The sequence below is a fragment of the Anaerotignum sp. genome (genome assembly GCF_030625865.1).
Taxonomy (GTDB): domain Bacteria; phylum Bacillota; class Clostridia; order Lachnospirales; family Anaerotignaceae; genus Chakrabartyella.
The window spans coordinates 12,677-26,555 of the sequence record NZ_DAOUQB010000023.1 but is presented as its reverse complement, the minus strand read 5'-3'; the positions used below and the strand labels follow the sequence as shown (position 1 = coordinate 26,555).

Genomic DNA, 13,879 nt, shown 5'->3' with positions numbered 1-13,879 from the left:
ATTTACGATACTTTACGATAGTTTTAGAATACATTCAAAATCCTCTAATCCCTTGAAAACACTGGATTAATGACTTATTTTTGTAATATCATAAGGTGTGGTCTGATAGACATAATAATTCAGCCAATTGGAATAAAGTAAATTTCCGTGGGCACGCCAACGAACCAGAGGCTCTTTTGTGTCATCGTCATAGGGAAAATAATTGCATGGGACTGCCGTTTGCAACCCTGCATTTTTGTCTCGGATATATTCGTTGTTTAATGTTTGCGGATCATACTCGGAATGACCCATAATGAAAATTTGTTTGCCATCTAAAGTAGAAACAGCATATACCCCCGCTTCCTTTGAATACGCCAAGATTTCCAAAGATTTTTCTTTTAAAATATCTTCCTTATTTACTGTTGTGTATCGTGAATGGGGTGCAAAAAATATATCATCCGCCCCCCTAAAAAGCATAGAGTTTTTCCGTTTGATTACATGGGGAAATACACCAAAAAGCTTTTCCTTCATTTCATACTTGGGAATACCAAAATGATAATATAGTCCTGCTTGGGCACCCCAGCATATATGAAACGTGCTGTGTACATTCGTCTTGCTCCACTCCATTATTTCTTTCAGCTCATCCCAATAGTCTACTTCTTCAAACCCCATTTTTTCAACGGGGGCACCAGTAATAATGAACCCATCAAATTTTTCGCCCTTTACATCATCAAATGTTTTATAAAAGGCCAGCAAATGTTCACTGGGGGTATTCTTAGTGATGTGCGTTTTAATATGAATTAACTCAAGCTCAATTTGCAAAGGAGTGTTCCCTAAAAGTCTGGAAATTTGTGTTTCCGTATCAACTTTTGTTGGCATCAGATTGAGCAACAATATTTTTAAAGGGCGTATATCCTGGTTTATGGCTCTATGCTCAGTCATAACAAAAATATTTTCTTCTGACAATACCTTTACTGCCGGCAATTCATTGGGTATTTTGATTGGCATTTTCTATCACCGCTTTCCTTTCTTTATCAAATTTATTACTAAAGTCATGGGCTTCACAAAGTTCTTGGTCTGAAGCACATGGAAATTTTTTTGCTCATTGGATAGCATCTAATGCCTGGGTAATATCATCAATTAAATCTTGTGCATTTTCAAGCCCACAGGAAAAACGAACCAAGTCTCCGGATATACCACACGCAATTAATTCTTCTTCATTCATTTGTCTATGGGTTGCGTTTGCAGGGTGCAAACAGCAGGTTCTTGCATCCGCAACATGGGTAGCAATGGAGGCAAGCTTGAGACCGCTCATAAATTTTTCCGCTGCATCTCTTCCTCCTTTTACACCAAAGCTTACTACGCCGCAAGTACCATCGGGCATATACTTTTTCGCCGTCTTGTAATATTTATCTCCTTCCAATCCAGGGTATACAACCCAAGAAATTTTATCGTTTTCTTTCAAAAACTTCGCAACTGCAAGGGCATTTTCACAATGACGGGCAATTCGCACATGGATGCTTTCCAGCCCCAGATTCAAAAGAAAAGCTGATTGAGGAGATTGGCAAGAACCAAAATCTCTCATAAGCTGTGCAGTCGCTTTTGTAATAAAAGCTCCCTCTAACCCGAATTTTTCCACATAAGTAATCCCATGATAACTGTCATCCGGTGTGCAAAGCCCCGGATATTTTTCTGCATACGCTTTCCAATCAAACTTACCGGAATCCACAATGCAACCGCCTACTGCCGAACCATGCCCATCAAGATATTTTGTTGTGGAGTGTGTTACAATGTCCGCCCCCCACTCAAATGGACGGCAATTCACAGGGGTAGCAAAGGTATTATCTATAATAAGGGGTACCCCATGGGCATGTGCCGCATTTGCAAAACGCTCAATATCAAGAACTGTTAGCGCAGGATTAGCAATGGTTTCTCCAAATACAGCTTTCGTATTGGGTTTAAATGCAGCTTCTAACTCTTCTTCTGTGCAATCAGGGGTAATGAATGTAAAGTCAATCCCCATTTTTTTCATTGTAACGGAAAATAAATTGTAGGTGCCTCCATATATGGTTGAGCAGGAAACAACATGATCCCCGCAAGTTGCAATATTAAAAATAGAAAAGAAGTTGGCCGCTTGCCCGGAAGAAGTCAGCATAGCCGCAGTACCGCCTTCCATTTCGCAAATTTTTGCTGCTACATAATCACAAGTAGGATTTTGCAATCTTGAATAAAAATATCCATTCGCCTCTAGGTCAAAGAGTTTCCCCATTTCCTGGCTGGTTGCGTATTTAAATGTGGTGCTTTGAATAATAGGAATTTGTCTGGGTTCACCGTTTTGTGGAGTATACCCTCCCTGTACGCATTTTGTTTCAATTCTGAAATCACTCATCATGTATTACCTCCTTCGTTTTATTTGAAATAAAAAAACCCGCCTCAAAGTTAAACTTTGAGACGGGATATTCCCGCGGTACCACTCAAATTGCATTAAAAAATAATGCCACCTCTCAGGCTCCAACAAGCCCTATGCCTTTACGCAGCAATCACGGAAGGAGCCTACCGACATTTACATGTTTTCGAACCTTCAGCTCAGAAGCCATAGACATTAAGCAATCTTATTATCGGTTCGCACCATCCCCGACTCTCTGTGAACGCAACAGCTCAGCCCTCTTCGTCATAGCCTTTTATATTTGATTTGTTTTATTATAGCATCTGATTTTTGTTTGTCAATAAAAACTTTTTAAAATAAATAAAATTAGGAAAACAAAATATCTACATAATTCTTCCTTTTTTGACGATTTATTAAGATAATGCACCCAAGTTACAATTGGACTATATCTGCATGCACCGCCTTTCCCTTGCCTAAAAAAACTTAGTTCTTAAAGAAAAAATACTGGATCACCACGCTTTTACACGCTTTCACAGCGTACTACCTACCGAGCACAAGGGGTTGCTCATCTAAAATGTTTTTTCCGCCTCTGCATAAAACTGATTCTGGACAGTGGAAAAATTTCTGATCTATAGGAACAGTGTAAAACAAACGAAACGATTTTGGCCTTTGCAAATACATTCCAAAGAATGATATCTCCCAAAATTGCATTGGTAATATAAGCTTCGGTAAAAACGGAAACAAAGCAAATTCAAACTATTGCATCAGCAAACACAATAATAGTATCCTGATTATAGAAAAACCTTGTATTAGTGGAACTTCCGGCACATACCTACACAGTGTTCAAGTGCATAGGAACAATGCCGGAAGCTTTTAACAAACTGAATCAGCAGATTTATAGCCCCTGCAGTTAATGCGAATGATCCCGATTATACTTACAGGATATGGGTTGCATTGAAAAAAAAAGCACAACGTAAAAAGGATCGAAAGCTAATCTCTGCTTTTGGAAAAAAAATTTCGTTATTTAAGCAATACTCAAAGGATACTGTATCTTGTCTTTGATGCACAACTAACTGGCTCTTTATATCTGCAAACCAACCATCCTTTGGCAAAATGGTACTGGCTTTTCTTTCACTATTGTAATAAAGGCTGAATTTGAATTCCATCAAAAGCAAGCTCTAAAGTTGGAACAATTAGTTCCGTCTTTGCGATCATGGACTTAGGCTTACCCTCATAATTATCTTGCTGAAATGGCACAAAATAAATGCCTTTGGTGTTCATTAAACATCCGATATTGGTTAAATTTAATCCCAAAGCATCATTTGTAGAAATGGAAATTACTAAGGGTTTATTGTTTCGCATATGCGCCTTTGCCGCCATGAGAACAGAGGTATCGGTAATTCCATTGCTTAATTTCGCAATGGTATTGCCTGTACATGGTGCAATAATTAATATATCTAACATTCCCTGAGGGCCAAGAGGTTCGGCATCTACAATTGTTAAAACTGGTTCGTTTCCTGTAATCTCAACTACTTTTTGCATGAAATCTTCAGCTTTCCCAAATCTTGTATCCATAGTTGCAGCATTGGTAGATAAGATGGGTATGATATTGGCCTTCTCTTGTTTTAATCTTTCAAGCTCTTTCATAATTTTATCAAATGTGCAAAAAGAACCGGTAATTGCAAATCCAACGTTTTTCCCTTCTAATTTCAAGATAAACTCCCCCTAAATTTTTAATTCTAATGAAGCCTTAATCCCCCTAAGCAGGATGTTTGCGCTTGTTTTTGGCGAATATCTCCCAGGAATGCCAAGTGATAATTTCGCTTTGATACCCGTTCTTTCACAGGCGTCAAAATCTGTCCCCCCCGGCGCTGAAGCAATGTCAATAATAATTGAATCCGCGTCCATTTTTTCGATAAGTTCTGCATCTAACACCATCGCCGGAATTGTGTTAAAAACGAATTGTTCACGGGAAATAAGAGCTTGTAATTCTCCCAGTGAAACCCCTTGATAACCTTGTGCCATTGCATCTTTACGCGCTTCTTCTTTTCTTGCCCCAATGGTCACTTTAGCATTTAATCCTTTCAATCTCTCTGCAATCGCCTGTGCACACCGCCCGTATCCCAATACCAAACAATGTTCCTGATTTACATTTTGGGTACTTAAGGCTATGGCTTCTGCAATTGCCCCTTCTGCCGTGGTAATTGCGTTTTCCAGTGCTACATCCTCCATTTTCATAAAATCAAAGCACTCAACATTTTTCATTTTCGCTGATTCCAGTACGTTGCTTGGAATATTTCCACCAAACACAATGCTGTTTTCTCGCAAATTTTTGCTAAAATCCTTCAATAAAACGATTGTATTATCCTTAGTCAACAAATGAACACCATCTTTCGTAAAAGGAACAGGTGCAATAACAATATCGGCTTTTTCCATTGCACTTTCTAAAGAATCAGCCTTTTCAATTCCCTCTAATCGATCCGCACCATTCAAAGCATAGGATTGAACCAATAAGAAGGATTTTTTTAATAAATCAGCCAAATAAAGAAGTCTCTGATCTCCCCCAATAACAAGAATTTTTTTATCCGACCATTCCATTTTTTCCACCTCCTATCTTTGATTAAAATATGCTCAAAATAAAATCATGTGTTTGTATCATTCCTATAATGGAAAAGCGTGATCGTTCTAAAAGAATAAGTATTTTTTCAGATAGTAAGCCACAGTCCAGAAAAACTTTTCCGGTGTCCGTCTCCACCGCCTTCCTGCCAAACATCCTTGCAATGATTTGCCGTATCCAACTTCGTTTGGGAAATAGAGAAGTTGTGAAAACCTGGCTTCAAGAAAAAGCTCCAAAACGAAAGTGGACATCTGTGCGATGTGGCATTACCAGTATTTTACAAAAAAAATGGTGCAAATTTCCTTTGCTCAGAAGAATGAAGAACCAGCTGACATCCTGTGTCATACACGTTGTAAAGATGAGGGTTGGGGCATTTTTACATCTGTTGAACAAATGTGGTTGTGATAATGATGTAGCATTTCTAAACAATTTAATTCTGGCCATACGGACCCAGGCCATCCAATACCTCGTTTTTTGAAACAACAGACGCAACCCATAAAACCCATATCGACTGCAAAACCGCAGGTATTGAAACTGAAAACCGGGTGTCAACCGAAAAAGCCATGCAAAGGCTCAGGCAGAAAAGTTACATTTATTAAAACGCCATGGGGAAAAGCTGTCTCTAAAAAAATCCGTGGTGTCTAATGAAATCCAGTAATATAATTATTTTAACGCTATCCAAACGTATCTAATTTCAAAGTCTGCACATTAGGAAGAAACTTTAGTACGCCTATTTTCCAAGATTATCACAAAGCAAAACCTCCTTTATTTTTTGTGGTTGCCCTTGGGCTTTCCATTAAATAAAAGAGGTTCATTTTGTTTGCATCCTTAAATTCTAAAATTAATTCTTAAAATGAAATTACAGAAAAATTGACTTTGAAACGAAAAACTAAACAATTACTTCTACAGAACTTCCTGACAACCCCCGTTGAACCAATATTTTTTTATCAATATTCTCCTTTAGTTCTGTAATATGAGAAATAATACCTACAAGTCTATTCCCATAAGAAAGACGCTGTAACACATGAATTGCCTGCTCTCTGGAATGTTCGTCTAAAGCGCCAAAGCCTTCATCAATAAACATGGAATCAATTTGAACCCCTCCTGCATGACGCTGAATCACATCAGAAAGCCCTAAGGCCAAAGATAGGGAGGCTTTAAATGCCTCACCGCCGGAAAGAGATTTCACGGAGCGGCTTTTTCCGGTGAAAAAGTCCATTACTTCCATTTCTAAACCACTTTGACTCCGTCTATCTGAAGCATTTTCGGCACGGGAAAGATGATATTGTCCCCCCGTCATTTCGCCTAAACGTAAGTTTGCAGCACGAAGCACACGGTCGAAGTAAAATCCTTGCACAAAGGACTCAAAAGTAATTTTATCTTTTCCGGAAAGCTCTCCATTTGCCGTTTTTGAAAGTTCAAGAATTGGCAAATACTGCTTTTCCATCTTCTGACGCACTGTTAACTCTTGTTTTCCTTTTTTCAATGCAATTTCTTTTACAGCAATACTTCTGCTTAACTCTTCAAGGATATGGTCTGATTCCTGTAAACGAAAAGCTGTTTCATTTTTTTCTGAATGAAGTTTTTCCAGGTCAGTTTTTTCAACTTTTTCTCCTGACTCTGTTCGTTGTATAAAGTCCTGAAGTTGGTTAAGTTTATTAAAAAAAATACGGATTTTTTGCTCATCTTTTTCCAAAGCCTCTCTGGATTCTGGCAAAGCTAAATTATATTCTTCTTTTGAAGCAAAACCTTTTTCAACGATCATTGATTCAAAGCTTCCTTTTGCCTTCTCCATTCGTTTTTTTCCTTGTATCTCCAAATTTTTTGTCTCATCCAACCGGGTCTCTAGCTTCTGCACTTCCTCTTTTTTTTCTTGATAAAGTGTAAGAATTCGGCTATATTCATTCTCCCCTTTTTCAATATAACGCCGTAACGTTTCAATTGCCGTTTTTGCCTGGTCAGAAGTGGTATTTTGTTCAAGCCGTTCTTCCAAGGTTACAAGCTCCCCTTGTAACAGGCTATTTTTTTCCACGATTTCTTTGATTTTTCCATCAATATTTTCCAATTTCTCTTTTAATTGCAAAAACACTGCTTTTTCATTTTCTTGAACTTGTTCCACTTTTAAAAACTCCAGGAGTTCTTTTTTTTGCGTCTTGAGCTCCATTTCCAAGCGATTGATCTCTTTCTCAAGAATTTTAAGATCCTCATAAAAAGTTTCCTCTGTTGTTGACAATTCCCCATACACTTTTAAAATAGATTCTTTTTGCAACTGGCATTTCGCCAAAAGGCCCTTCCCTTCCGTAGCAAATTCCTGCAATTTCCTGTGGGTAGAATCCTCCTGCTCCTTGGCAATTTTCCATTCCTTTTCTGTAGGGGCATGAAAAGAAAGTACTGCTTTTTGAGGATGTTCCTTAGAACCGCAAACAGGACATGCTTCGCCGTCTGTCAGCTTGGATGCTAGAATACCCGCTTGTTCTGCCAAAAAAGCAGATTCCACATTCTCTCGATGGTGCCTTGCAGCTTTCCAGGCTAAATCAGCCTTTTTGTATTCTATTCGCATATCTTCTAAGGTTTTTTCATCGATTTTAAGCCCTTCTTGCAAAGTAAGAATCTGTTTCATTCGATTCAGAAACTCTTTTTTTGTCTGAATCATTTGAGATGTTATCAACTCTCGTTTTTCCCAAATAGGCTTCTCTTCCAACTTCAATTTTATCTCATTCATTCTTTTTTCTGAAATATCCAGCTTAATTTGCATTTCCTTTGCCTGGTTTTCAAAGGTATCTTTTTCTCGCAGCAAAATGTTTCTTTCTTCAATTATTTTTTCTTTTCTGGAATAATCAGCAAAATCCCTTTCCATTCTTTTCAACCGAATCCTATCCTCATTCAGTTTTGGCTGCTCCCTCTCAAATTTTTCTCTTTCTTCCGCCTTTTCTTTTAAAACAGGGTACAGTACCTCTAATTTTTTTGTAATATTGAAAACCTGATTTTTGACCTCTTCCAATGCTTCAGCTTCACGAAGCATGTTTTCTTGTAATGGTAAAAGATAATCTTGGGCAATTCTTTGCTTCACAAGAAAATTTTGCTTCGTTGTGTTACCTTCTTTTTCTTTTGATAAGATAAGCAATTCTTGCTTTGCTTCTTCCAAATCATCAATACGTTTATTATTGATCTCGCCTTTACTGATAAGAGCAGTTATTTCTTGTTCTTTTTTTGCGTAAGACTCCTTTTCCAGCTTTAATTTTTTTATTTTTTCCTGAGAAAAAATAAACTCTTTTTCCTCATTTTCCAGTATAACTTCTGCCTGGTATAACATACTTTTTTCATCCATCGTCTCATGGTTAGAAAGTTGCTGCAAATAATAGAGTAATCTCTTTTCGCTATCCTCATATTCAATTCTATTTTGCCGTTCTGCTTCTTTTAATCTTTGTTGAAAATCGGCATAAAGATCGGTATGAAATACTTTACGAAAGATTGTCCCTCTTTCACCGCTATCGGCGTATAAAAGCTTTAAAAATTCACCTTGGGCAATCATTGCAATTTGCTTAAATTGTTTTGCATCTACAGCCAAAAGATCTTCAACGGCTTTTTTCACCTGTACAAACCCTGTTGAAATTGTAGTATCCCCGCAATATAAAACCGCATCAGCAACCTCCATTGTCGTCCCTTCACCGCTTTTTTTCGGACGACGATACGCAGGATTTCGGGTAACACAATAAACCTTCCCCCTATGCTGAAATAATAATTCCACAAATGTTTTGGCTTTATCCGGTGCAAAGTCACTGCGTACACTGTCGATGCCACGATTAGAACCACTGGTCTCTCCAAATAAAGCAAAACAGATTGCGTCAAAAATTGTTGTTTTCCCTGCTCCGGTGTCTCCACTAACAAGAAAAAGCCCCCCTTTCCCAAGTTTTTCAAAGGGAATCTCGACTTTATTGGCAAAGGGACCAAAAGCAGATATGGTTAAGTGTATTGGCTTCATTCCATTTCATCCCCCAAATCTTCCCAAGTATTTTTTGCAACTTTTTCTTGTATTTCGTCCATTTCTTTCTGATTTTGCCTTTGAAAAAAGATATCAAACAATTCCTGTGGTGAAGTATCCTCCGCAGAATAGGCAAGCTCTTTTTCTTTGTAGCTGCCGCTGTTTTCCATCTCCATTGTCATTAAATTCGGATATATCGTTCGCAGCTGCCCCACAGGGTCATTTTGTGCCATAGAATCTGTTAAAATTGCCCGAATATAATCCTCCGAACCGCCTTCTTTCCTTCCTGCGTCTATAAGGCTTTGTAAAGGCCCTTTCATTTCTCGCAAAGGGCGTTTCGGTATCAGGGGGATAAACTCCATTTTTATATCGCCTTTTTCCCTCAGCTCTAGTTTTGTAATATTTTTTTTGCGTCTAATCTCAGAAAAAGAATAGGCAAGGGGAGATCCTGCATAGCGTATTTCATCTTTGGCAATTCTTTGCGGACTATGCAAATGCCCCAAAGCAACATAGTCAAAATCAAAAAAAACTCCGGCATCCACCTCATCCAAACCACCTAAAGAGTAAGTTTCGGAGTCACTCTGCTCTGCCGTACCATGCCATGTTACATATTGATGTGCCAATAGAATATTTCTACATTTTTTTCTCAATGTTGTCCCTTGTAAGACAATTTCTACTGCCCTCTGATATGTGGGCATTTCCTCTTGATAATAAGGACTTACCAGTGCAGGTTTAATAAATGGCAATAGATAAACTTCAATTTCCCCAAATTCATCCTGCAGAATAATTGGTTCAAGCCTGCCATTAAAACTTCCGGAAATATGAATTTTGTTCTCCTGAAAAAGACGACTTCCAAAATTCAAACGATGTGCAGAGTCATGATTTCCGGCTATCATAAAAATTGCGATATTGCGCTTAGCAAGTTCAGTCAGAAACTCGTCTAATAAATTTACGGCCTCCACAGGGGGAACACCCTTATCGTACACATCCCCTGAAATAAAAATACCGTCAATGTCCTCCTCCTCTGCCCTTTTCAATATTTGAGAAAGAATGTATTTTTGGTCATCTATCATGGAAAAATCATAGATTTTTTTACCCAGATGCAAATCTCCAATATGAAAAAACTTCATGCTCCCCCTCCTTTTTTCATGAGTATATAATAGAATGAAAAATGACTCTATGGTTTAAAAGCAGACATCCCATAAGATATCTGCCCCCACTTGATGAATCATACATTGCGTTGTACTATCTTTTATTCTTTTATTAGCTTTCCGTTATCATTCATCATCAATTTCGTTCGTAGGGTGTAATCACCCATTTTATACACCCATCCAACTTTTTTTCAAAAATACGATAGCCTTCCATAACGTTGTTTAAAGGCGCCCGATGGGTAATTAAACAACTTGTATCTATTTTTTTGCTTTGTACCATTTTCATTATATCATCACAGGAGTTTGCATCCACACCACCTGTTTTAAATACAAGATTTTTTCCATACATTTGGTGCAAAGGCAACATTTGTTCTTTTTCGTAAAGTGCAACCAAAACGACAATGGCATTAGGTCTAGCAATCTGCCATGCCAACTGGAAGGTATTTTCCCCACCGGCAACCTCAAATACACGGTCTGCCCCTCTTCCTTGCGTTAGGCTCAAAATTTCCTCTTCTATATTTACTTCCAAAGGATTTAGACAAATATCAGCCAACCCCTGGGCTTTTGCTAAGGCCATTCTCTCGTTGTTTGTATCTACAACAATTACCGTAGCAGGGCTATATAATTTAATACTCAATAAGGTACAAATTCCCGTGGGTCCGGCTCCTAAAACAACTACTGTGTCCGCAGGTTTCAGCTCCCCAATACTTGCCGCCCAATAACCCGTTGCTAAAATATCACCGTTAAATAATGCATCCTCGTCAGAAACATCATCAGGGATTTTAGTAAGTCCTTGGTCAGCCATAGGAATACGAGCAAACTCAGCTTGTCCTCCATCAATACAACAACCCAGTTCCCATCCTCCATGAATACAGTTATTTACATAACCTTGTTTGCAGAAAAAACATTCCCCACAGAAAGTTTCCACATTTACAGATACACGATCGCCCACTTGAAAATGCTTTACACCTTTGCCGATTTCAATTACTTCACCCACAAATTCATGACCTAAAACAGTATTTTCCTTCGCTCTGGGTACGGAACCATGCTTAATATGCAAATCACTGGAGCAAATGGTCGATCTGGTTACACGTACAATGGCATCTCTATCCTGTTGAATCACAGGCATAGGACGATCTTCCAAGGAAATCTCACCATTTCCCTTATATACAACTGCTTTCATCATTTTTTCCATTAAAACCCTCGATTCTGTGTTTAAAAGTTTACTGCTATCTCTTTCCCTTGTTCCATAGCCTCTTGTAAAATTATATCTACCGGGCGCAATCCCATATCCAAGCCCTCGGCCGAAATACAATCATATCGTTGAATCCCAAAAAATCCGCACATGGCTTCTATGTATCTTGAACCCATTTCCATGGGTGTTCCTTCGTAAAACCCGCCTCGAGTAGTGATATAAACCAAATGATCCCCTTTGCAGGTACCAAAACAGCCCTGTTCATTACAAGCAAAAGTTATACCCTCGACACACAAATTTTCTATATATACTTTTAATAAAGCAGGAAAGCTCAAGTCCCAAAAGGGAGCAGCCACAACAAGTTTATCCGCCTGAGCAAAAGCCCGGGCATAACGAAAACGAGGGTGAGAAAAATCTTTTTTTGCCAATAATTCATCTCTTTGGTGAAAAAACCCCTCTGACAGATAAGTCATTCCTTCATCCATAAGAGAAAGCTCTGTAATCTCATAAGCCCCTGTTTTTTTCAGCTCATTTAGAAAAAAATCCGCTAGTTTTTTCGTACGAGAATCTTCTTTACGAATACAGCAATTCACAAATAATACCTTTTCCACACAAGTCCCTCCTTTAGTCAATTTTCTCTGCCACCAAAACCCCAAATTTTTCTTCTTTCAATACCTGTTCCACTTCTTCTTTCAACGGAACGGAATCAGATGCGCCTTTTTTGCCGATGGCTAAGGTACTTGCTGTTGTTGCCAACAATAAGGCTTCGGGAATTGATTTTCCGTTTAACACGCCATACAAAAAGAACCCGCTAAAAGTATCCCCTGCTGCTGTGGTGTCTACCACATCAACCTGAAAACAACCGATTTTATAAGTTTCGGCGGCGGAAGCACAAATGGCGCCTTTGCTTCCAAGGGTTAGAAGAATATTGACACTGGGATACTTTTCTTTTAAAACAGGTAAAATTTCTTCGTCTTTTTCACAACCTGCTATCTGCTTGCCTTCAACCTCATTCACAATCAACCAATCCAAAAGCTCCAGAGGATATTCTAAGACCTTCTCATCCATAGGTGCAGCATTTAAAGCTGTTTGCAATCCTCTCTTATGGGCCGCTTCTATGATATAACCCACCAAATTTGTTTCATTTTGAAGTAAAACAAGACCCTCGTTGCCGAAATGATCCAACGTTTCGTTAATATATTCCTTTGTGAGAAGTTGATTTGTACCACCATACAGTAAAATACAATTTTGTCCGTTACAATCCACCTGAATCATTGCATGTCCAGTGCTTTCCTCAATCTTTTCCAAATAGGCAATGTCTACGCCATTTTCGGCAAGTTTTCCTTCCAAAATTTCGCCGCCTTTGCCAACAAAACCAGCGTGATAGACCATATTTCCGGCCTTTGCAGCAGCAATAGATTGGTTTAAGCCCTTCCCACCACAATTTACAAAAAGGCTTTTTGAGGACATTGTTTCCCCCGGTTGAACAAAATGATCCACCTCATAAACGTAGTCCATATTCAAAGATCCAAAATTCAATATTTTCATTCTGTTTCCTCCTCTTCTCTATTTAGAACAGCTTCCTTAAATTCTTTTTCCCGAATTTTTTCCTTCCAAGCAATTCCTAACAAAATTAAAAAAATCCCCAATATTTGAATGGGACGAAAAGTTCCAAAAAAAACATAATCCAGCGCAATAGATGTACTAAGCTGACCAAAAAGCATTAAGACAGTGGATGTCATTGCGCCGGCCTTTACTGTTCCAATAATTAAAAAAATCATGGCAATCAAACCACAAATACTACCCATATAATACAAAAAAGGAACCTCTCTCACGTGGGCAAGGCTAAATTCGCCGCCTTTACCGGTAATATATACAAAGCAAAAGGCAATCAAAGTTGCTTCAATATAATTTATTAACGCTCCCCTTGCTGTTCCCAAGCATTCCCCCGCTTTTACATTCACCATTTTATTGATTGTATTTAAAAACCCATTGGCAATTGCAACCACATAAAACATCATATTATTTTGCCTCCTTAACCGTAAACAACAACCAGAACACCAGCTAACACAAGTAAGTAGCAAGGGAGCTGCTTAAGGTGAAACGGCCTTTCGGTTGCATTAAACCATCCCCGATGATCAACAATGGCCGAGGAAATCATTTGCCCTATGACCGATAAGCTTAACATTGCCGTTGCCCCAATATGCAAGGTACACCAACTGCTGGTTGCCACCATGATTACCCCCATAAAGCCTACGGTATAAACATACTTTGGCACGCCTCTAAAAGTAATCTTTTTTTTCTCCTTTAATGTTATATATAAAAAAAGAAGAACTGCGGCAATAATATGAACAAAAAAACAGATACCAAAAAGGCTGTAATAATTCCCCAACTGCCCATTTAATGAAACCATGAACCCTTGGAAAATTCCAGCCAAGATCAAAAAAATAAAATAAACCATGTTTTCCTCCTTAAAAGCACAAGGCTTTTCCTTCCCTCTTCTTCCAATGATTTTAGCATATTCTTCTAAGAGATTCAATTTATATGAAGTGCAACATTGCATTTTTTC

Annotated in this window: 12 protein-coding genes; 1 reads left to right on the top strand and 11 read right to left on the bottom strand. The window is 38.4% G+C overall.

From position 1 onward, the window contains the following. Positions 1-66: 66 nt before the first annotated feature. Positions 67-987 (bottom strand): homoserine O-acetyltransferase MetA, encoded by a 921-nt coding sequence (gene metA / locus P9Q65_RS08110; RefSeq protein ID WP_304508886.1) that lies wholly within the window; start codon positions 985-987, stop codon positions 67-69. 94 nt (positions 988-1,081) lie between these two features. Continuing rightward, entirely contained in the window at positions 1,082-2,368 is a 1,287-nt protein-coding gene (locus P9Q65_RS08105; protein WP_304508911.1) for an O-acetylhomoserine aminocarboxypropyltransferase/cysteine synthase family protein, read from the bottom strand. 809 nt (positions 2,369-3,177) lie between these two features. On the opposite strand from P9Q65_RS08105, the gene P9Q65_RS13440 reads away from it, so the two are divergent. Beyond that, a complete protein-coding gene (locus P9Q65_RS13440; RefSeq protein ID WP_442870843.1) occupies positions 3,178-3,279 on the top strand; it encodes a hypothetical protein in 102 nt (33 codons plus the stop codon). Positions 3,280-3,499: 220 nt separating this feature from the next. On the opposite strand, the gene P9Q65_RS08100 is transcribed toward P9Q65_RS13440, so the two are convergent. The 9 genes from P9Q65_RS08100 to P9Q65_RS08060 all read right to left on the bottom strand — a co-directional run bounded on the left by P9Q65_RS08100 (position 3,500) and on the right by P9Q65_RS08060 (position 13,771). After that, positions 3,500-4,078 carry a dipicolinate synthase subunit B gene (locus tag P9Q65_RS08100; RefSeq protein ID WP_304508885.1) on the bottom strand — a complete coding sequence of 193 codons (579 nt, stop codon included), beginning with the start codon at positions 4,076-4,078 and terminating at the stop codon, positions 3,500-3,502. 12 nt (positions 4,079-4,090) lie between these two features. Beyond that, positions 4,091-4,963 (bottom strand): dipicolinate synthase subunit DpsA, encoded by an 873-nt coding sequence (dpsA, locus tag P9Q65_RS08095; RefSeq protein WP_304508884.1) that lies wholly within the window; start codon positions 4,961-4,963, stop codon positions 4,091-4,093. A gap of 908 nt (positions 4,964-5,871) precedes the next feature. Next, entirely contained in the window at positions 5,872-8,964 is a 3,093-nt protein-coding gene (locus tag P9Q65_RS08090) for an SbcC/MukB-like Walker B domain-containing protein (RefSeq protein WP_304508882.1), read from the bottom strand. Next, complete coding sequence (locus tag P9Q65_RS08085; RefSeq protein ID WP_304508881.1) at positions 8,961-10,094, bottom strand: exonuclease SbcCD subunit D; 1,134 nt, start codon at positions 10,092-10,094, stop codon at positions 8,961-8,963. Before P9Q65_RS08085 ends, P9Q65_RS08090 begins: the two co-directional genes overlap by 4 nt. A 157-nt stretch (positions 10,095-10,251) precedes the next feature. Next, positions 10,252-11,298, bottom strand: coding sequence for an alcohol dehydrogenase (locus P9Q65_RS08080; RefSeq protein ID WP_442870844.1), 1,047 nt, complete (start codon positions 11,296-11,298; stop codon positions 10,252-10,254). A 32-nt stretch (positions 11,299-11,330) separates the two neighbouring features. Beyond that, positions 11,331-11,921: an FMN-dependent NADH-azoreductase gene (locus tag P9Q65_RS08075; RefSeq protein ID WP_304508879.1), complete on the bottom strand. Its 591-nt coding sequence runs from the start codon at positions 11,919-11,921 to the stop codon at positions 11,331-11,333. A gap of 13 nt (positions 11,922-11,934) precedes the next feature. Continuing rightward, complete coding sequence (locus P9Q65_RS08070; RefSeq protein WP_304508878.1) at positions 11,935-12,858, bottom strand: ribokinase; 924 nt, start codon at positions 12,856-12,858, stop codon at positions 11,935-11,937. Then, a complete protein-coding gene (locus P9Q65_RS08065) occupies positions 12,855-13,331 on the bottom strand; it encodes a DMT family transporter (protein WP_304508877.1) in 477 nt (158 codons plus the stop codon). Before P9Q65_RS08065 ends, P9Q65_RS08070 begins: the two co-directional genes overlap by 4 nt. 14 nt (positions 13,332-13,345) lie before the next feature. Continuing rightward, positions 13,346-13,771, bottom strand: a complete 426-nt coding sequence (locus tag P9Q65_RS08060) for a DMT family transporter (protein ID WP_304508876.1) — start codon at positions 13,769-13,771, stop codon at positions 13,346-13,348. Positions 13,772-13,879: the final 108 nt, after the last annotated feature.